This window comes from Hungatella sp. (assembly GCF_046966825.1).
In genome coordinates, this window is the sequence record NZ_JBKVCZ010000120.1 from 1 (window position 1) to 19,278 (window position 19,278).

Genomic DNA, 19,278 nt, shown 5'->3' on the forward strand with positions numbered 1-19,278 from the left:
TCATTCTTTAAGCTGTAGGCAAAGGAGGCGTCATATCCGTTTTCCTTCGTAAACATGGCCTTCATATCCGCATCGTTTGCGGTTCTGTATCCGGACTCGTTGGGGTCGTTGTTGATGATGCCGACCTTGATCAGTTCCCCATCCGCTGCCGCAGGAGCAGGCGCCTCGGTCTCCGCCTTTGCAGCTTCGGTTGCCGCAGGAGCCGCTGCTTCAGTTGCCGCAGGCGCCTCGGTCGCTGCTGTCGTTCCTGCTGATGATGTCTTGGAGCTGCTGCATCCAGCCAGGCTGGCCGCCACCATGGATACTGCCAACATTGTTACGAGAGTTCTCTTTTTCATTTTCTTACCTCCGCTTTTATAATTGATTTCCTCCTGGGATTCGTTCCTCCCTGTACCTGTATCTTACCAGCGGCGGCACTGTAATTCAATTTGTAATCCCTTGTATTTATGCGGTTTGGAAGTTATTTACAATACAAATTTATGGTGATATAATCAAAATACAATACAAGTTGTATTCTTTGGTGTGATTTCTTAACAAAACAGGTGGAAATTTTAAGATTCTGCCATTTTTCAGGGATCAAATATGGGGATTTTTGTTGTGCATATTGACTTTCAAGAAGATAAAACGTGGATTTTTTATGATATTTATACATTTTCTTACGTTTATCTGGGGAACAAATCAGGCAATTTTTTCATAAAATCGGGAAAGGTAAGGATTCTATGACTGTAAAATACAAATGGGTTGCAGAGCGTCTGGAACTCATGATAGAGAAAAACATTCAAAATGGAATTCATAAGCTGCCGTCGGAACAGGAACTCTGCACGAAATATCACGTAAGCCGTCAGACCATCCGCATGGCTCTGGGGCTTCTGGAGGAAAAAGGCTTCATCGTCAGAAAGCAGGGAAGCGGCTCGTTCCTTACAGGACACTCCTCCAGACCGCAGGGAAATGTCATCGGAATTCTCATTTCCAGCGATCAGGAATACATCTATCCCGGCGTAATCCATGATATCCAAAACACACTTTCTAAACATGGCTTCACGGGCCAGGTTTTTACATCGGGTAATTCCATCTCCAGAGAACGGGAGATCCTGCTGCAGCTTCTGAAAAACCCTCTGCGCGGAATCATCGCGGAGGGCTGTAAAAGCGCGCTTCCCAATCCCAATCTGGACCTGTACCGCAGGCTGATCAAAAAGGGCTGTCAGATCGTGTTTCTCTATAATTATTATCCGGCCCTCACCGACTGCCTCTTTATCAAAGACGATAACTATTCGGGGAGCGCCCTCTTAGTCCGCCATCTGGCCGCTCAGGGCCATACGGCTATCGGCGGTATCTTTAAGTCTGATGATATGCAGGGAATCGAGCGGTATCAGGGCTTCACGGAAACGCTGCGCGACTTGGAGCTGCCTGTCTCCGACCACAGCATCTGCTGGTACGGCTCCCGTGATTTAGACCGGCTGCTTCACGAAAAAGATACACAGTTTTTAAAGGAAATGGTGACTGAGTCCCTTTCCTCCTGCACCGCAGTCGTCTGCTATAACGACATCATCGCCTACTATCTGGTGGATGAACTCCAGTCCGCAGGCTATCGCCTGCCCGAGGACATGGCCGTGGCCGCATTCGATCATACGTATTTCAGCAGTTCCAACATTCTGGCAGTAACCACACTCTCCCACGAGCCCCATGAGATGGGGACAAAGGCGGCGGAGGCTGTAATAAAAAAACTGAGCGGGCTTCCCGTGTCTTCACAGGAAACCCGCTGGAAACTGAACTTAAAGGAAAGTACTCAGACTGACCGGTGATGCGCCGGTCAGTGCTTCTTTTCTGCACGGTATTCTCTCGGACTGCATCCCTGCAGCTTTTTAAAGACGAAGCTGAAGTAATGGGAGTCCTTATACCCCACCGCCTTCGCTATCTCACCGGAGTTTTTGTCCGTCTGCTTTAACAGCTTTTTCGCCTTTTCAATCCGCTTCTCCGTCACGTATTCAACAAATGTTTTCTGCATGTTCTGGCTGAAGATGGCGCTTAAATAGCTGGCACTCATGCCGATATTCTCGGCCACCAGGTTAAGGGACAGCGTGTCGCAGTCGTAGTGATCGTCAATATAATCCAGTGCCTTTTTTAACATTTTCCCGCCCTGGCAGCTGTTGATCCGGTCCCGAATCCCCATCGCGGTCTCCAGCATGCCTGCAAAGTATTCGAATATCTCGCTGTCCTCGCTGCGGATCATCTGCACCGCATGCTCGATCTCTTCTAAATACTCCGCCTGATCCGCTCCGGTAGACTCCAGGAAAGCAACGACGGCAAATCGGATATTCAGGATCACATAGCTGCGGAACATCCTGGATTTTAAGGCATTCTGAATGTTGTAAAGATAGGATTCCACGAAATCGTGAATCTCCTTATCTTCTCCCCGTGACAGAAAATCGCGGATAATTTCCGGATCCATCTGCATAAAATCCACTGTGCCGATATTCTTTTCTCCCTGTCCGGCCAGACAGTCTGAAAGCGTCGTTTCCGACAGCACATGGAGCCCCGGCTTGATAAACCGGTAGGCAAAATAGTGGTTCGCATCTTTATAGCACTGAGGCAGCATACTCAAACGCTCCACCTCCGTTCCCACCGCAACGTACCATTCCAGGTGATCTTCCTCCGGCGCGCAGACCTTTTTAAAATGGGCCAGGCTGTTCTCTGTCAGCTCCTCCATCTGGGACTGCTCCGATTTAATCAGAACGCCATAGCAGTTGACATTGAAACGGAACAGAATATACTGGGGATGCCGCAGAAAATAGTGAAATACCTCCTCCTGTTTTCTGATCAGCCGCTCCCGGGACTCCCGGGATGATACCTCGGCTTTCTCATAGATGGAGAAAAGCAGGAGATTATAACAGGAGGCCGTAAGCTGCAGCGACTGGGCGGCCGCCTCCTCATAGATCTCCTTCACTGAAAGCTTCCCCTCCAGAATCTTCTCAAAGAATCTCCGAAGCGAAAACTGTTCAAATTCCTGCACCTCATCCTGGTATTGGGCCTGATAATCCTTCTGTTCCATCCCCTGCTCGATTTTTTCCTTCATCTCCAGCAGGACGCCGCGGAGAGTCGTTCTCGTAATCGGTTTCAGCAGATACTGGTCCACTCCCGCTTTGATCGCCTGGCGCGCATATTCAAAATCATCATAGCCGCTGATGATAATGATCTTTATCTTGGGAAATTCCTCTTTCACGATTTCACTCAAAGAAAGGCCGTCCATAAACGGCATCTTAATATCAGTGATCAGCAGATCCGGCTTCAGTTTCCGGATCATCGGAAGCGCCATCTCCCCATCTCCGGCCTCTCCCACCAGCTGAAAACCATACTGCTCCCACGGAATTTTATCACGAAACCCTTCTCTTATGACGCTTTCATCTTCCACCAGAAATACTTTTAACATTTGCTTCCTCTTTTCCATTCACAAGTCCGTTTCCCATCAATAAGTCCTCTTCTCCAGGGCGTCCTTCACATTTTCCTTTGTAAATACCGTTTCCGGAACAAAATACAGCTTTGCCACGGCCTCGTTGTTCTCCAGTTTTCTGATGACCGTTTCAACGTATTCGCCCTGATTGGGATTGCACTCGATGTCCGCGGTAACCAGCCCTTCATCCACCAGCTGCAGCCCGCTTTTCACCGCGTCAAAGGAGATGACCATGATGTCTCCGTCCTCTCCAGCCGTAAGCCCTGCATTCTGTATGGCCGTCAGCGCACCGAAGGTCATGTCGTCGTTTTGTGAGATCACTACATCTATATCTTTGTACCGGTGCAGCAGCGTTTCCATCTCTTCCTGTCCTTTTGCCGTCGTAAACTCCCCATCCGCCTGCTCCAGGATCAGCCAGTTATCGTGGGCTTCTGCGACTTCATTGAATCCGTTCGTGCGGCCGATCGTGGCCGTTGCTCCCTCGGTTCCCTGTAAAACCACGATGCGGATGCTCTCCTCCTGCCTGTGCTGCTTCGTCAGATACTCGTCCAGGATATTTCCGGCCATTCTCCCCTCCTTGTAAAAATCGGAGCCGATCCACGTCGTATATAATGACTGATCGCTGAGATTCACTTTACGGTCGATTAAAATGACTGGAATTCCTGCCTCCTTCGCCTCCTGCAGCACAGTCTCCCAACCGTCCTCCGTAATAGGAGAAAACACAATATAATCCACCCGCTGGGAGATAAAGCTCCGCAGTGCCTTAATCTGATTCTCCTGCTTCTGCCTCGCGTTATTGAAGATCATAAAGTATCCATTTTCTTTGGTAAGGACATTTTGAATGGAAGCCGTATTGGCAGTTCTCCACACGGATTCACTGCCTACCTGAGATACTCCCACCACGATCAGATTTTCATCGACTGTATTTTCTGTATCTTCCATCCCGTACTCTTTTACACAGCCGGACAGAATCAAAACCAGGAACAGCAGAGGAATGAAAAAAATATGTATTTTCTTTGCCGGTATTTCCATATGTACTTACCCTTTCTATGCTTTACGCAGCGGACGCTCGTATTTTCATGAGTTTTATGTTCTTATTTCGTTCGTTTATCCGGGAACGTCCTCCGGCAAACTCTCATAAATTTTAATCGCCGGTATTGTAAGTTCCACAATGGTTCCTCTTCCCTTTTCAGACTCTATTTTCATTCCGTAGCCGGCGCCGAAATACATGCGGATCCGCTCATTTACATTTGCCAGTCCAAATCCTTTTTCCGTCTCACGGCAGGGACGCTCGATTTCCCTTCGCAGCTGCTCCAAGTCTTCCTCATCCATACCGATTCCATTATCACTGACCGCCAGGTGGAGGACCTCTCCGGTTTTCTCACAGCTGATATGGATGCAGCCTCTGGAGCGCTTATATTTTATGCCGTGATAAAGGGCATTTTCAACCAATGGCTGCAGCGACAGCTTCAGAATCTGATAATCGTACAGCTCCTCGTCAATCTGGATATCATACTCCAGGATGTCCCGGTACCGTCTTTCCTGAATCTTTAAGTAACTGCTGATATGCTGCTCCTCTTCCCTGAGCGTAATAATCTCTTTCCCCTTGCTGAGCACCAGCCGGAAAAAGCTGGACAGGGACACCACCATGTTTACCGCCTCATCCGCCTTCTCATCCTCGATCAGCCAGACAATCGTATCCAGGGTATTATACAGGAAATGGGGATTGATCTGTTCCTGTAAAAGGCGCAGGTCCAGCCGCCGCATCTTCTGCTCATCCTCTTTGATCTGCCCGATCAGCGTCTGCATATTGGCCGCCATATCATTAAACCCGTTGGCCAGGATCTCTATCTCATCTTTTGAGCAGACGTCGGCCCTTGCCGATAAATCCCCCTCCGAGACCTGTCTGGTCGCATCATACAGCACTTTAATTGGCCGCAGAATACCGGTTGTAATCCGCCATGTCGCTATAACTGTCAAAACCACCAGAAACAGCACCAGGAGCCCGCACACGATAATAAAGCTCTGCATCTGCTGCTTCAAATTCCCTGTGACCACCTCCATGGCCTTCGTCTGGTAATAGATATAATACTGAATATCGTCCTGAATCAGTTCTGTCAGGATGTAGATGTTATTATCCAGCTCCTGGATATTTTCATCATACCGCCCGCCGATTCTGATGTTCTCGAAAATATCATCCACTCTCTTTTCCAGGGTGTCGATATTCCGTAAAAGGGTCTCCAGCCACACGCGGCTCTCTGTCTCCGTGGTGATATCCTTCAGCTTCGTAAACTCCGCCCGCAGCTCTCCGATTAAGGCATAGGGATCCTTTAACGTCTCGTCCTCAGAAATATTTCCAAAGTCTACATATCCCACCACAAGCTTATAGAGGCTCTCGTCCATCTCATCTTTAAAATTCAGATTATAATTATTGGCAATGGTCATATCGCTGACGATCTTATCGTACACTCTGCTGTACTGAATCATGGAAACCAGCAGAACGACCACAACAATGAAAAATGGCAGGACAATCGCCGCCGCAAGCATCAATATTTTTTTGTTGATCGAAAACCGGATCTGGCTCTTATTCGAACCATTTTGCCACAAAGCGTCACGTTTCATCTCTTTATCCCCTAAGTAAAACATTCTCTGTTCATGGGTATTATACAATGAGATCAATGCTTAAGCAATAAAAAGCATGGCGGCCTTTTGTTCAATCCGCTTTTTTCTGATTTTAATACATTTTCCCTGTATTTCAGCCGTCTGATGCCGAAAATGAAACCGGCAGCGCCATGGTAACAACAAATTCTTCCTCTGTATATTCCACATGGCTATATCCGCCATACTTCTTCACCACCCGCTTCATGTTCTTAATTCCCAGTCCGTGCTTCGATTCATCCGGCTTTGTGGTCTGTATGCTGCCATGCTTCACTCTGACCGGATTCTTTTTGGTGTTCTTTATTTCCACCCAGATCAGGTTCTTCTTTCTGGATATGGTCAAAGCGATCCGGCGTGTCATACTGCTGTCTGTTATCTCGCCGCAGGCCCTGACCGCATTTTCCAGCGGATTTTCAAAGATGGTGTAGATATCAGGAAATGCCATAAAAGAAAAGTCAGAGAACAGGATATTCGTATCAAATTGGATTTGCGCGGAATCACAGCAAAGCTGTGTCTGGCACAGGATCGACCGCAGAGCCGGTGAGGGGATAAAGGCGAACCGGTAACTGTCTTCGATATGATGAAGCATTTCGTCCGCATAGGACCGGATATCACGCTCCACAAGCTCTCCCTCCCCGCCGCCCGCTCCCTCCTGCAGCAGGTGTTTTATGCCGTCGATCTGTTTCGTATAATCGTGAGCCAGACCCTTTAACTCTTCAATAAACGCATCCTGCTGTCCGATCACCACCCGGTCAAGCTGTTCGATGCGGGACATTCTGCCTAATTCGTGCTGAAGCTGGCAGCGTTTCCGCCAATGGTTATCCCCCAGAATCACCGCCAGGTTCATGAATAAGACGCCAAGAAAAAAGAGCATGCTCAGAGAATCGGCACGGTTCCCCAGTTCTGTATTCAAACTGAGAATATTAAATACATAGTATATGATAAAAATACTGACTGCGGGAACTGTGATAATTGACAGATTTTCCGTAATCGTAAGCTCCATGTCCTCCTTCCTCTGTTTCAGCCAATGGAAATAGCGGGCAGCCAGAAGGATAATACAGAACAGACCGGTGCTGCAGAGGTCAAAGCCTGCATTTTTAATGGTATCATCTATGGCGGCAATCATATTAACCCTGACCATGGATGCGTAAATCAAAACAGGGATGCTTTCACAGATTAAAAACAGAAGAACCTCAAAGAAGGAACAGAGAATCCTCGCGGCGATACTGCCCTTAAAGAGCATCAGGTTAAAGATCAGACTGCATAGAAGGGCCGTCATCGTATTCAGCTCCGGTATGTACAGTAAATTTATGAAATACTGAACTGTAGACAGGCCTGACAGCAGTCCCCAGGAGACCAGCCGGCGTTTCTCCCATCTAAGTGTGAAGAACTGCATGGTGAACCAGAAAAGCAAAACAAAATCCAGAATACATTTGCCATAGGCCAAAATCGTGTCAAGCATACTCATACCACCTTTGTATCTGCGTTGTGCTTCAGATATCTGAATTACGAAGCAGCGTTTTCATAAATGAATCCCGGAAATGGAGGCCCAACGGCGCAGCACTGTGGTCTGTAAGCAAGATTTTGCTGTCGTTGACCGTATCCACCATATCCAGATTGACGATGTAGCTTTTGTGTGAATACGCAAATTTGTCGGACGGCAGGCTGTCCATGAGCTCGCGGAGACTCTGCCAGGTGCCGATCTGCGCTCCATCCTGGCACACGATATGCCGTTTGCGGAGTTTCGAATAAATATACATGATTTTATCCGTCCGGATCAGATTGGTATGGGAGTCATTCGTAATCTTTATATAGGATACGGAGCGGTCCAGCTTATGGGCGCAGGCGATGAGGACAGCTATGATCTCCTCCTCCGTAAATGGTTTCACAATAAACCGAAACGGTTCCGCCCGGTATCCGTCTATAGACATGGATTTCAGGGCCGTTGTCAAAATGATGATCGACGTATTTCCCCGTTTTCTCAGTTCCTCGGCAATATCGATGCCGATGCTTCTGTTCCCGAACCGGATATCCAGAAACAGGATGTCATAAGGATTCATCAGATCATACAGTTTCTCGGCGGCATCCAGTTCGATGAGATCGATCTCCACGTCATATGCGAAGGAATACCGTAATATATATTTTTTCAGTTTGTCGCGAATCGGCTGTTCGTCGTCACAGATACACACTGTATACTTCTTCATGTATCAATTCTCCCCCATTTTTGTGGTATCTTTTATTATACCTTACAAACTCCGTTATGGGTAGACGCTAATTGCTTTCTGACATAAAATTGCGGATTACCAAAAATGCGGAACGGATGAACTGGTATTGCTATCCTGTTGGATCACTCAGCGTACGCTTCATACCACACCGTTTCACACAGCGGCCTTCTCTCCTCTGCGTGCCGTTCTGAGTCCAAAAAGCCTTTGCTGGGATACCCAAGGAACAACAGCGCTGTCGGCTCTAAATATTCCGGCAGGATAAATTCTTTTGTTATAACAGCAGGATCAAACAAGCCTACCATGACACTTCCAATTTCCAACTCTCTCGCTGCCAGCATCATGTGGTCACAGACAATACCTATATCCAGATCTCCGGAACACTTTTTATCATAGGGGCGGATCAATTCTCCGCGCCTGTCCCGGCAGACGATGAGTGCGCATGGAGCGCCAAAGGTTTGGTACGCTTTTTCTACCTTTACCATGTTTTCTCTTCTCCGGACAACGATGATTCTTTGCGGCTGCCTGTTGCAGGCAGTTGGGGCAACCCGTCCCGCTGACAATATCTGTTCCAGATCTTTTGACAGTATTTCTTTCTCCATAAATCCACGTGTCGTACAACGTTTTTTCGCTAAAGTTAAAAAGTCCATAATATCCTCCTTCAAAACATGAATAATACTTCATGTTTATAATCATAGCAGGGATTTCAGCAGACGTCAATAAAATGCAAATAATAATTCACATTTTATTGACCTGGGGCAGGACCCCATATATAATAAAAAAGAGGTGAGGATATGGCTGATAAGAGAATTCCCGTCCAGAGACGGTCCATAGAAAGAAAACAAAAGATTTTAAGCTCCGGCTTTAAACTTTTTTGTGAACACGGCTACTACAAAACAAATACCATCGAGATTGCAAAACACGCCGGTGTTTCAACCGGAGCCGTATACAGTTATTTTAAAGATAAGCGGGAAATATATATTGCAGCATTTGACAGCTATCTCGAAGAGATTTCGGGACGTTTATTTGAAGAACTGGAACAATCTCAGACGCTTCCATTACCGGATTTCGTGGAAAACTGGGTCACTGTATATCTCGAATTGTATGCAGCCTCTGGCCACGCGTTAGTACAGTTAAGAATAATGATATTAGAAGACGAAGAGATCAACCGTCATTTTTCAGATTTAGAAAACGAATATTTTATGAAGCTGATCCGGCTGCTGAATAAAAATGGTGTGGAACGAGCCGATCTTATGGAGAGGATTTATACCTGTTGTATTTTGATCGATGCATTGAGGCAGGAACAGTCCTCATTCTCACATATCGGCCTGAATTTTTTTATTTTTAAGGAACAGGTTACCAGTACAATCCTTCAATTATTGTCCGGCTGAATTGCCTTGTAGTCCGCAGGAAATACCGGGAGAACGCCGGAAATACTATACTGGAATATAAAAAACGAGCTATTAACAAATAAGTTAAGGTTTTATACAGCGTGGAGAGGGGTATTTATGTCGTCAGTAAAAACGGGTAAGAAAACAAACAGGAGCAGTGATTCCATGTTGTTGCCGCATATCATCGATGTTTATGTGTTTTTGATTCTGTGCTGTTTTCCCCTTTTTGTTGTGAATCAGTATTATGAACTATTGAAGGTAAAATATTATTTTTATATCGGGTCAGTAATTTTTCTGCTGACAGCTGCATTAATCGCCGGTACTATCGGGCAGAGCAGGCTGAAAACGTATTTTGCATTTTTTAAATGGAAGGATTTTATAAAGACGTTTTCCACCATTGATACCGCACTTTTGGTCTTTCTGCTCATCGCAGGCATCTCAACGATCCGTTCCGATTACGTGTATGAATCTTTTTGGGGAAATGAGGGGCGTTTTTCTGGACTCTTCCTACTCAGTCTATATGGGGCAGCATACTTTTGTGTAACAAGATTGGGGAATTTTAAAAGATGGTACCTTGATGCATTTTTAGCCGCAAATTTACTCGTTTGTATATTTGGTATTACGGATTACTTTCAGTTGGATCTCCTGCACTTTAAAGTGGGAATGGTGGAAAACGAAAAGTTTATGTTTACCTCAACAATCGGTAATATTAATACGTATACTGCGTTGGTCGGAATGGTAACGGCGGTGTCGGCCGTATTGTTTGCAGCAGAAGGCAGATGGAAAAAGAAGTGTCTGTACTTTGTCAGTCTCATTATCAGCATCTTTGCATTGGTCATGGGGATCAGCGATAATGCCTACCTGTCACTGGCCGCGTTGTTCGGCTTTCTTCCGCTTTATCTGTTTCAGAACAAGAAGGGTGTCAAAGCCTATTTATTAATCATCACTTCATTTTTCTCGGTGATCCAATGCATTGACTGGATTAATACCGGGCTGGGAACCAGCGTGCCGGAGATCGACAGCGCGTTTCAGATCATATCCCAAAGCGATGGCCTTCTCTTTCTCATATTACTTCTCTGGATTCTCTGCGCCTTCGTTTACGGACCAGATTTTGTAAATGCCCACAAGAAAAACATGCCTGCCTCTATGCAGACTCATATTTTCAGTAAAAATGAATATAAGCCGACAGGCTGCAGAGGCTTGCAAAGAACCTGGATGGCACTTCTGGTACTTTGCATTCTGGGTGTCGGATACGCACTCGTTGACGTTAATTTCCAAGGAAACGCAGAACGGTATGGAGCTCTTGGCAGTTATCTGCTGTTTAATGATGACTGGGGGACTCACAGGGGTTACATATGGCGCAATGCCATGGAATGCTTTAACCAGTTTCCATTGAGGAAAAAAATCATTGGCTTCGGCCCTGATACTTTTGGAATTGTGTTATTAAATAAGACAAAAGGAAACATTTACGGTCAGACATTTGATAACGCGCATAATGAGTATTTGCATTATCTCGTCACAGTAGGATTTGCCGGATTAATTGCGTACCTTGCCTTTTTGATTTCTTTTGCAGTGAGAGTCATTCGCAGAGCCAACAAAAACCAGTATGTCACAGCGGCTTTTTTTGCAGTGCTCTGTTACTCGGCGCAGGCATTTGTAAACCTGAATCTGCCAATTGCTACACCGATTATGTGGATGCTTCTCATGCTAGGCGAGCTTGGTATACGGGAAAATAAGGATTATAATCTCTGCAAACCGGTCTGAATCACCGGTCTGCAGAGTATACGTCGTTTTTTGTCGAATTACTGTATGCTCCTTTAAAACTTTTTTAGAGTTATAATCTAACTATAAAAAAGTTTTAAAAGGAGATTTCTAATGCGTGACTTATCAGTATATTTTTGCAAAAAATGCGGGTTTTATTCTTATTATCCTTTAGCCAAATATGCGGTCTGTCCGAGATGTGATCTTGATATGGCACTGCTGCCAATAGAATATAAAGAATTCATCAATTTAAACTGTTATGAACGCGATGAATTACTTGCTGATCAAATGATTGCTTCATCCTCTTCCGTTGTCCGACGAATCATTGCTCCGCATAAGATAAATAACACTCGCGAAATCATTGCTATTCTCACTTATAAAATCGACGAATTAAATACTGAAAATGTAAAATTACAGGGAACCGTAGACTGGATGCATCAATTCATCTGGCAGTTATTAAAAAGCAGTAAAAATATAACTCCGCCCTAGTTCTCGGCGCAAAGATAAGAAACCAATATAGAAATAAATGCGGCATTATTCGGTTTCTTTCTCAAAGGGGTATAGGCAATATGCTCGAGCAGTGACCGGTCACCTTTATTCCATATCAATGCAACCAGCGTTCTGATATTTCTCTCTACGCATTGTACTGATGTATGGTATTTCTTTGCTACCTCTGGATATAACCATTTCGATATTAATTGTAACTTATCTCCATCTTCTATGGATAACTGTACTGCATATATTACATAGTAAAATCCTGTATATGATCGATTCGCTCCAAGCCGTAGCAAAAGATTTTCTATCTCTCTTTCTCTCATGGCTTTTCTCCTCTCCCTATCACCTTCAATCATACTATGGAAATTTATGGCAAATCAATCGATATATCTCGACTTTTTTCGACGTATATATAAACGTTGAGAGTTTTTATTTATAACGCCTGATGAAGGAATATCAAAAACATCAATATTTAAATGAAAAAGGGATACCGTCTTAAACAGCATCCCTGTAAAATATATCTCCCCGTTTCACGGTTTGAGGCAGCAGAATCCTTTCCGGCAGATGAGCGTCCCATATCCTTTTATTGTTTGTGGCAGGATCACTTATCGTACCGACATCATTTTGTCGTTTTAAATTTATTTTACGTTAGCCGCATTAGAGCTTTCCAGACGATTCAGGAAGCTATTAATGCTAAGTGTTCTTTTCCCCTCCTCATACATGCGCATTATGCTTTTTTCAAAAATCGATTGATTGTACTGTATAAAACTTTCATATCCAGAGGCTTTGCGATATGCGCATCCATTCCTGCTCGCTTGCATTCCTCTTTATCCTCGACAAATGCATTGGCCGTCATGGCAAGGATTGGTATATGAAGTGCATCCGGACGGTCCAGGCATCGAATTTGTCTTGTAGCCTCATAACCATCCATAACCGGCATATGTACGTCCATCAGGATTAAATCATAGTATTCGGGTTCTGAACATGAAAATAGTTCAAGCGCTTTTTTTCCATTTTCAGCAGTCTCTATCACAGCGCCTGTCATTCCAATCAGTTCCACTGCAATCTCCATATTGATTTCATTATCTTCTGCCAGAAGGAAATGTTTGCCGGTGAAATCAAACTTCACTTGACTGTCCGTCTGATTGGATGTTATACCATCAGATAAACTTTCCTGTTTCAGCATTGCACCCTGCCTGTCTTCCCTGTCTATTCCAAAGGGAAGTTCCACCACAAACGTACTCCCACTTCCAACCTGGCTGTCAACCCAAATCCTGCCCCCCATCAGTTCCGTAAATCGTTTAACAATGGCAAGCCCCAGTCCTGTTCCGCCATACTTCTTAGTTACATCGGAATTTTCCTGTTCAAAGGATTCAAACACCTTTTCCAGATTTTCCTCTGCAATGCCGCAGCCTGTATCTGTGACCTCAAACTTCATGCTGATTTCACGGTCCTTCTCAAGGACTTTAGAAATCCGCAGCCTGACAGTCCCACCTGACGGAGTGAACTTCATGGCATTTGACAAAAGATTGTTCAAAATCTGATTCAGCCGCAGCGAATCCCCAATCAGGCTGCCGCCAATCTCATCTTCCAGGATTGTCTCATAATTAATCTCCCGAATCTCCGCCTGGCTGTAATAACTGGTACTGAGCTCCTCCAGCAGATCCTTTAGGTAAAATGACTCTCTTTTAATTTCAATCTTTCCACTCTCTATCTTCGACATATCAAGGACATCGTTTATCAGAGACAGGAGATGCTGGGTGGATAACGCCTGCTTTCGCAGATATTCTTCCGCTTTGTCAGGATGATTTATATTCTGTCTGGCAATGGTATTCATACCTACAATTCCATTCATGGGCGTCCTTATTTCATGGCTCATGCGGCTTAAAAATTCACTTTTGGCATGGCTCGCCTCTTCTGCCTTTCTGCGGGCCTCTTCTGCCGCAACATTTGCCTCCTGCATCCGTTTTTCGTTTCGGCTTATGCTTATATAGTAGAAAACAAAAACTACCGACAGCAGCGTCAGTATAAATGCCATCATGCCAATGGAATTTCTATTAAGGGTACCAATTAAATCGCTGATGGTGGAATCCACCACTTCATACGGAATAATGGTCAGCAGATACCAGTCTGTCCCCTGAATCGGAGCATAATACATATACTGCTTTTCACCATCAATTTCATAGGCTGACAGCCCGGAACTTCCATTTTTCAAATCTTCCCGGACAGTCTCCAAGGAATATCCCTGCTGGAACTCTGCATATTTGTGCAGTTTCGAAAAAATATTAGAGCTTTGAGTAAGCCTGCTGTTATAGCTGTTATTGATGATGAATTTCCCTAACCGGTCTATCATACTGGAGTAAGTCTTTGCATCAACTCTTTTCAGAGAAAGCTGGCTGTTTATAGCGTTTACATCAATTCCAGCCAATACGGCTACCATTGTATGGTTCTCAAAAGAAAATGGAGTAACCGAATCACCCATCAGAATAATATCTTCTCCCATTATTGTCTCATTATAGGAAAGCAGATTCTTCTCTCCCTGAAGCAGCTGGCCGAGAAAGCTGATCTTGGAAGCTCCCGGAAACACGCCGTCTGCACAGTAGTACCTTCCCTCATCATCTACCAGTGCAAAAAAATTAAAATCATTGTGTTTCTGTGCTTGCTCTAAATATAACTTCAGGGATTCCCAATCTTTCAGGTCCTCTTTTTTCATTGATGACACCGAAATCCTAAGCTGTGAAAACTGGCTGTTAATACTGGTATGAAAATGCCCAATAGTCTGTGTTGTCAGTTCTCTTAAATAGAGCGTGTCCATCTCTATGCCGGCCTTCTGTGAGGCTTTGGAGGATGCCTGTATCAGCCAGATGAAACAAAAGGTACAGGTTGCTGCCATAATAATGAAAAATGAAACCACATACCAGATGTATTTACGTTTCCCACTTATCGTTTCACTCATGTTCTTCTCCTGAGATAATAATGCGCCCTTCCAAACCTGCTCTGATGGGTTCACTACTATGATTCTTAAAGTATTTCCTTAAAGCTTCAGCGTATGTAGCGTCCATTTCTTTCAACATTTCTACGTTCTTTGCCTTTTGTGTAGTGTCACTGTAAAGATTTAACATGGTATATCCATCCCCATTATTATCCAGGTATCCATTGCTTCCTGCCATATAGTCTGTGATTGCCAGAGTATACCAGGTATCGTCTTCCAGTTCAGAACCATCAGGCAAACTTACAGAAAGAAGCGCAGCTGGTTTCTCCCCCTCAAGCGGACGATAAGAATAGCACAGGCCGGAAACCTGCAGAAAACGTCCTGCGGGCATTGCCCCATCTCTGACCGTCTGTGAGATACCATTCTGAAGCATTTCTTCAATCACTGTCCCCTTTGCTTTGACGACAATTAGTTTATTGGGATAAGGGCATACTGCATCTAAATCCTCACCCCGGACGTCCCCCTCATATAAACTGGCCCGTATCCCTCCCCCATTGATGACTGCAATATCGGAGCCGCAGTATTCCTTTACAGCATCAGCAACCAGATTGCCGATGGCAGTTTCTTCTCTTCTAGTGTTGTAATTTTCGTAGATAAGGTCTTCCTCCACACTTCCGACAACGGACTGGTCATAGTCTACCTCTGAGGAACCATTCCTGCAGTAATCATCCACCAAAGCCAGTGCGTCCCCTATGTCAGATTTACAATCCAGAACAAGCGACATGTTTTTTCCAAAAAAGCGAATGATATTGGACGGCATCTGTAAATCATAGATGTATCCCTGCTCAACGCAGTCTGCTATTCCTTCCGGCACCACGGCCTGCGAGAACTTATAATCAACCAGATATGAATAAAGGGCTGCAGTATCTTCCATCCATGCTTCCTGTCCTTCAGGCGTAGACAATAAATTCAGGATACGGATACATGCCTCCAGCCTGCTTTTATCATTTTCAAGGGCACGGTTGATTCCGATATACCCGTCAGGTCTTGAAATCACCCATGGCGCATTTTCCTCATCACTTAAGTAGGGAAGCATGATAAATTCATATTGGCTGCCTGCACTGTTTAACTTTGTAAACATCTGTACATTGCCATAGGACAGCATCAGTGTTCCGTCCAGCATTCTGGTTTCACAGGGCATTGCATTCTTTGTCTTTAATGACAATGTACCTGCCGTCAGATACCCTTCACTGACCCACCCCTCTAATAAACCCAGTTTGTCATCCCATATACCGGAAAAACCTGCTGTTCCTGCATTAAAATCGGACATCCATTTTATCCCCTCTGCCGTCCCCAGAAAATCCGGCACCTGGGTACCGATGATATAGGTTCCAACAGAATCCGATGAGACCGTGGTAAGGCCAAACATGGCTTTATCCTCCCCGATGCCTTTACCCTGTTCCTTTCCAGCCTTTAAGATATCACTCAATTCCGTATTGGTAGTTGGAATCTGTTTACCAAGCTCTTCGGTCAGGGTCCTGTTTAAAATATATCCCTCGTATTGTCCGGGAAGCGGAATGTAGCGTGTCTGCCCTTCAATCATGACTGGACTGCTTACACTGCCCTGATAGACGGTAGCCAGAGTCTCCGCACTTAAATCCATGACGTAATCTCCGACCTCCCCGGTTGGAAGGGTCGTAACCACAAGGTCCGTTCCATGCCCATTCCGGAGACGCCGTTCGCTGTCTCCATTCATGGCAGCGGTTGTCGTCATCTCTACGTTTAAATCAATATCCGGATATTCTGTCTCCACCAGCTGCTCAAAATGTTCCAGATTCATAGGATACATCATTGATATTTCCATTATCCGGTTCCCGTTTTCTTCTGACGCAGGCGGCTGGGAATGGCACCCCATGGCAATAAAAGCCGTGTTCAGGCAGATTGCTGTTAATAAAAATCTACGGTATCTCATATTGAATCCCCCCAATTACTTTCTATAAGTCAACATATGTTCTAACGTTCACTCCTGATGTAACGATTTCAACAGCAGATTTATGTCTATTTCATTTTTTCAAACGTCCAGATACATTCCATCTATCATATTTCCCATATTCAGCCATGAAAATATTTCCAGTTTTTTTCTGAATCTACGCTGCCGCCTTGTCCAATATAATCGGCTATGGCCTCCATAAGGTTCCCATCTGCTTCCACTTCCTGACGGATATCCAATATATATTGATTGGTGGAATCTCTTAGTCTCTGAAAGCAGTCACTGATTGTCAAATCTGTGATATATTTAGAAGCGGTGATTAAAACAACGCTTAAACATATTACCAGGCATAAAGTCATTATGATATACCTGCCGAATCGCATCGTTTTCATTTTCATGGCCCCTTATTCGTATGTATCTTAAAAAGCTAAGATATCTGCACCGTCATAACATTTCTGCCTCATGTTTAAGACTTATCCTCAGAAAGATATGAGCTCAATAACTGTCTCTGTGGCAACTTCCTCTTCCGCCTTAATCTGAATCAGGAATATTCACCCTCCGGCAGATCAAAATAATGAATTCTGAGCAAGAGCATATTGATCCAAAATTTCAAGCATCTGACTAATTTGGAATGGTTTTGACAAATTTTCCAATATCATGCATGGAAGATGATTCAGTAATCAACCGTATCTTATGGGCATCCAGTTGATACTCCTGATAATTTCTGGCCACCTCCTCCAGAAGTATTTTAGTGAACATCCGGATTCTCCTGATATGCAGCCCCGACTCCAGGCTGCGGCGGTAGCGGCCCGACTCTATAATATTCTTCACACGACTTTTTACTACGTCTGGTTCAAAGGGCTTAGCAATAATATCCATTGCACCTAGTTCTAATACCTTAACCCTGTTATCCATACTGTCCTCCGCAGTGATGACTATGACTGGCTCGTGGAAAATAAGGTTCTCCTGCCGCATTTCTTGCAAAACTTCATAACCGTCTTTTTCCGGCATAAAAAGATCTAAAAGGACCACGGTAATCGATTCTCTATATTGCCGCATCATCATCAGAGCCTGTTCCCCATTTTCTGCTTCAAGAAGGTTATATTCACCTTCAAAAAGGCCACGCAGTATTGCACAATAAATCTCAGAGTTATCCGCAATTAGTATTGTTTCCTGGTTTGCCATAGCATACTCCTTTTCAAACCGAACGGTTTTTCTCACAAGCAATCTATTTAGTCATTTATTATGATGTAAAGCTGTATTTTTTACCGTTTCTACTTCACTTATATGCTTTTTACTATATCAGGCTATTAATTATTTTTGAAACACTTATGGACAGTGTTTATAAAAAGTATACCACAAAATTATGTCAGAAACAACTGCATACAAAATACTCTTATAAATGTATACACACCTTTCCTTTTATATGAAAAAAGAGACAGTCTCAATGGGCACAGCCCATATAAACTCTCTCTTTTACTTTTTGACAAGAAGCTTTACGAATCTTTAGACTTAAAAGCAATCGCACCTGACAAGGTAATGCTCAGCCCAAACTTATTAAAATAAAATAGTATAAGCACTAGCAGATTTCACTGCATCAGAATTTAATTTTCATTTAAGCATAGTTTTATTTTTTCGTTAAAAATTAGTATCTGTCTAATAAATCGTATATTCATAACATTTGGTGCTATTTAAAATGATAAATAGGAAAGTAAACTTTTATACCCCCAAAAAAGTAACTATTAACACTTTTTGTAGAAGAATGAATATGTATCATTTTATAATCTTGTCCATTTTCTACCTACTACTAATTTACCTTCCAGCGCCGAAAGCCCTTCCACTGCCCTTAAGGCTCACATCTCTTTTACGAACTGCCATATCTATATGTTTCGCTATTTCTACTGAAGCCACAAGATCAACTCATCAATCAAATACTTTTCTCGTTGTTATATGCACTTTTTTCTTACGATACCACAAGTGTCATCCATATCACTGCTTACACCTCGTCAATCGCCTTCCCAATATCATCCCTCATATACTTATTCCCAAATTCAATCCACTCCGTCGCCCTATACGCATTCTCCCGCGCCAGCTTTAAATTCTCCCCCTTTGCCGTCACGCCCAGCACACGTCCGCCATTGGTCACGATTCTGCCATCGTCGTCGAACTTCGTTCCGGCGTGGAACACGTAGTATCCGTCATGATCCTTAAAATTCTCGAATCCGCTGATCGGATATCCTTTTTCATATGCTTCCGGATACCCGTCGGAAGCCAGCACAACGCAGACCGCCGCGTTATCCTCAAACTCCAGCTGAATCTGATCCAGCGTGCCGTCCACACAGGCCTCAAACACTTCCACGATATCATTCTTCATACGAGGC

Annotated in this window: 16 protein-coding genes and 1 pseudogene; 4 read left to right on the forward strand and 13 right to left on the reverse strand. The window is 44.3% G+C overall.

Annotated elements, in window-relative coordinates; all coding sequences use genetic code 11:
• Window positions 1-338, reverse strand: a pseudogene (locus tag ACLTD4_RS26135) (sugar ABC transporter substrate-binding protein); the annotation flags it as partial.
• A gap of 381 nt (window positions 339-719) precedes the next feature.
• On the opposite strand from ACLTD4_RS26135, the gene ACLTD4_RS26140 reads away from it, so the two are divergent.
• Complete coding sequence (locus ACLTD4_RS26140) at window positions 720-1,802, forward strand: GntR family transcriptional regulator (protein ID WP_055655255.1); 1,083 nt, start codon at window positions 720-722, stop codon at window positions 1,800-1,802.
• Between the two features lie 8 nt (window positions 1,803-1,810).
• Here the strand turns inward: ACLTD4_RS26140 and ACLTD4_RS26145 are convergent, their stop codons facing one another.
• The 6 genes from ACLTD4_RS26145 to ACLTD4_RS26170 all read right to left on the reverse strand — a co-directional run bounded on the left by ACLTD4_RS26145 (window position 1,811) and on the right by ACLTD4_RS26170 (window position 8,978).
• Entirely contained in the window at window positions 1,811-3,427 is a 1,617-nt protein-coding gene (locus ACLTD4_RS26145) for a response regulator (protein ID WP_055655257.1), read from the reverse strand.
• Between the two features lie 36 nt (window positions 3,428-3,463).
• Window positions 3,464-4,480: an ABC transporter substrate-binding protein gene (locus ACLTD4_RS26150; protein WP_117622310.1), complete on the reverse strand. Its 1,017-nt coding sequence runs from the start codon at window positions 4,478-4,480 to the stop codon at window positions 3,464-3,466.
• Window positions 4,481-4,555: 75 nt separating this feature from the next.
• On the reverse strand, window positions 4,556-6,070 hold the full coding sequence (locus ACLTD4_RS26155; RefSeq protein WP_117622311.1) for a sensor histidine kinase: 1,515 nt from the start codon (window positions 6,068-6,070) through the stop codon (window positions 4,556-4,558).
• A gap of 133 nt (window positions 6,071-6,203) precedes the next feature.
• Complete coding sequence (locus tag ACLTD4_RS26160) at window positions 6,204-7,568, reverse strand: ATP-binding protein (protein WP_181988609.1); 1,365 nt, start codon at window positions 7,566-7,568, stop codon at window positions 6,204-6,206.
• A gap of 31 nt (window positions 7,569-7,599) precedes the next feature.
• Window positions 7,600-8,310 (reverse strand): LytR/AlgR family response regulator transcription factor, encoded by a 711-nt coding sequence (locus ACLTD4_RS26165; protein ID WP_117622313.1) that lies wholly within the window; start codon window positions 8,308-8,310, stop codon window positions 7,600-7,602.
• Window positions 8,311-8,453: 143 nt separating this feature from the next.
• Window positions 8,454-8,978 (reverse strand): nitroreductase family protein, encoded by a 525-nt coding sequence (locus ACLTD4_RS26170; RefSeq protein ID WP_117622314.1) that lies wholly within the window; start codon window positions 8,976-8,978, stop codon window positions 8,454-8,456.
• Between the two features lie 144 nt (window positions 8,979-9,122).
• Between ACLTD4_RS26170 and ACLTD4_RS26175 the strand changes: the two genes are divergently transcribed.
• The 3 genes from ACLTD4_RS26175 (at window position 9,123) to ACLTD4_RS26185 (ending at window position 11,969) form a co-directional block, all read left to right on the forward strand.
• The gene (locus ACLTD4_RS26175; RefSeq protein WP_055655266.1) at window positions 9,123-9,719 is read left to right on the forward strand and encodes a TetR/AcrR family transcriptional regulator; all 597 of its coding nucleotides are present in this window, start codon (window positions 9,123-9,125) and stop codon (window positions 9,717-9,719) included.
• 117 nt (window positions 9,720-9,836) lie between these two features.
• The gene (locus ACLTD4_RS26180; RefSeq protein ID WP_117622315.1) at window positions 9,837-11,483 is read left to right on the forward strand and encodes an O-antigen ligase family protein; all 1,647 of its coding nucleotides are present in this window, start codon (window positions 9,837-9,839) and stop codon (window positions 11,481-11,483) included.
• 111 nt (window positions 11,484-11,594) lie between these two features.
• Window positions 11,595-11,969: a hypothetical protein gene (locus ACLTD4_RS26185; protein WP_117622316.1), complete on the forward strand. Its 375-nt coding sequence runs from the start codon at window positions 11,595-11,597 to the stop codon at window positions 11,967-11,969.
• On the opposite strand, the gene ACLTD4_RS26190 is transcribed toward ACLTD4_RS26185, so the two are convergent.
• The 6 genes from ACLTD4_RS26190 to ACLTD4_RS26215 form a co-directional block, all read right to left on the reverse strand.
• Complete coding sequence (locus tag ACLTD4_RS26190) at window positions 11,966-12,298, reverse strand: sporulation initiation factor Spo0A C-terminal domain-containing protein (protein WP_055655272.1); 333 nt, start codon at window positions 12,296-12,298, stop codon at window positions 11,966-11,968. The genes ACLTD4_RS26185 and ACLTD4_RS26190 overlap by 4 nt on opposite strands.
• 404 nt (window positions 12,299-12,702) lie before the next feature.
• Window positions 12,703-14,931 (reverse strand): hybrid sensor histidine kinase/response regulator, encoded by a 2,229-nt coding sequence (locus ACLTD4_RS26195; protein WP_055655274.1) that lies wholly within the window; start codon window positions 14,929-14,931, stop codon window positions 12,703-12,705.
• Window positions 14,924-16,879, reverse strand: coding sequence for a 5'-nucleotidase (locus ACLTD4_RS26200; RefSeq protein WP_055655276.1), 1,956 nt, complete (start codon window positions 16,877-16,879; stop codon window positions 14,924-14,926). Before ACLTD4_RS26200 ends, ACLTD4_RS26195 begins: the two co-directional genes overlap by 8 nt.
• Before the next feature lie 140 nt (window positions 16,880-17,019).
• Window positions 17,020-17,289, reverse strand: coding sequence for a hypothetical protein (locus ACLTD4_RS26205; RefSeq protein ID WP_117622317.1), 270 nt, complete (start codon window positions 17,287-17,289; stop codon window positions 17,020-17,022).
• Between the two features lie 229 nt (window positions 17,290-17,518).
• A complete protein-coding gene (locus ACLTD4_RS26210) occupies window positions 17,519-18,082 on the reverse strand; it encodes a response regulator (protein ID WP_117622318.1) in 564 nt (187 codons plus the stop codon).
• Between the two features lie 811 nt (window positions 18,083-18,893).
• Window positions 18,894-19,278, reverse strand: a 385-nt coding sequence (locus ACLTD4_RS26215; RefSeq protein ID WP_412331681.1) for a phosphoribosylglycinamide synthetase C domain-containing protein, incomplete at its 5' end; no start/stop codon positions are given.

Coding starts and splice junctions, on each gene's coding strand:
- ACLTD4_RS26205 (WP_117622317.1), bottom strand. CDS start 17,289: ATGAAAACGATGCGATTCGGCAGGTATATCATAATGACTTTATGCCTG.
- ACLTD4_RS26170 (WP_117622314.1), bottom strand. CDS start 8,978: ATGGACTTTTTAACTTTAGCGAAAAAACGTTGTACGACACGTGGATTT.
- ACLTD4_RS26140 (WP_055655255.1), top strand. CDS start 720: ATGACTGTAAAATACAAATGGGTTGCAGAGCGTCTGGAACTCATGATA.
- ACLTD4_RS26175 (WP_055655266.1), top strand. CDS start 9,123: ATGGCTGATAAGAGAATTCCCGTCCAGAGACGGTCCATAGAAAGAAAA.
- ACLTD4_RS26195 (WP_055655274.1), bottom strand. CDS start 14,931: ATGAGTGAAACGATAAGTGGGAAACGTAAATACATCTGGTATGTGGTT.
- ACLTD4_RS26190 (WP_055655272.1), bottom strand. CDS start 12,298: ATGAGAGAAAGAGAGATAGAAAATCTTTTGCTACGGCTTGGAGCGAAT.
- ACLTD4_RS26180 (WP_117622315.1), top strand. CDS start 9,837: ATGTCGTCAGTAAAAACGGGTAAGAAAACAAACAGGAGCAGTGATTCC.
- ACLTD4_RS26160 (WP_181988609.1), bottom strand. CDS start 7,568: ATGCTTGACACGATTTTGGCCTATGGCAAATGTATTCTGGATTTTGTT.
- ACLTD4_RS26185 (WP_117622316.1), top strand. CDS start 11,595: ATGCGTGACTTATCAGTATATTTTTGCAAAAAATGCGGGTTTTATTCT.
- ACLTD4_RS26155 (WP_117622311.1), bottom strand. CDS start 6,070: ATGAAACGTGACGCTTTGTGGCAAAATGGTTCGAATAAGAGCCAGATC.
- ACLTD4_RS26210 (WP_117622318.1), bottom strand. CDS start 18,082: ATGGCAAACCAGGAAACAATACTAATTGCGGATAACTCTGAGATTTAT.
- ACLTD4_RS26150 (WP_117622310.1), bottom strand. CDS start 4,480: ATGGAAATACCGGCAAAGAAAATACATATTTTTTTCATTCCTCTGCTG.
- ACLTD4_RS26145 (WP_055655257.1), bottom strand. CDS start 3,427: ATGTTAAAAGTATTTCTGGTGGAAGATGAAAGCGTCATAAGAGAAGGG.
- ACLTD4_RS26165 (WP_117622313.1), bottom strand. CDS start 8,310: ATGAAGAAGTATACAGTGTGTATCTGTGACGACGAACAGCCGATTCGC.
- ACLTD4_RS26200 (WP_055655276.1), bottom strand. CDS start 16,879: ATGAGATACCGTAGATTTTTATTAACAGCAATCTGCCTGAACACGGCT.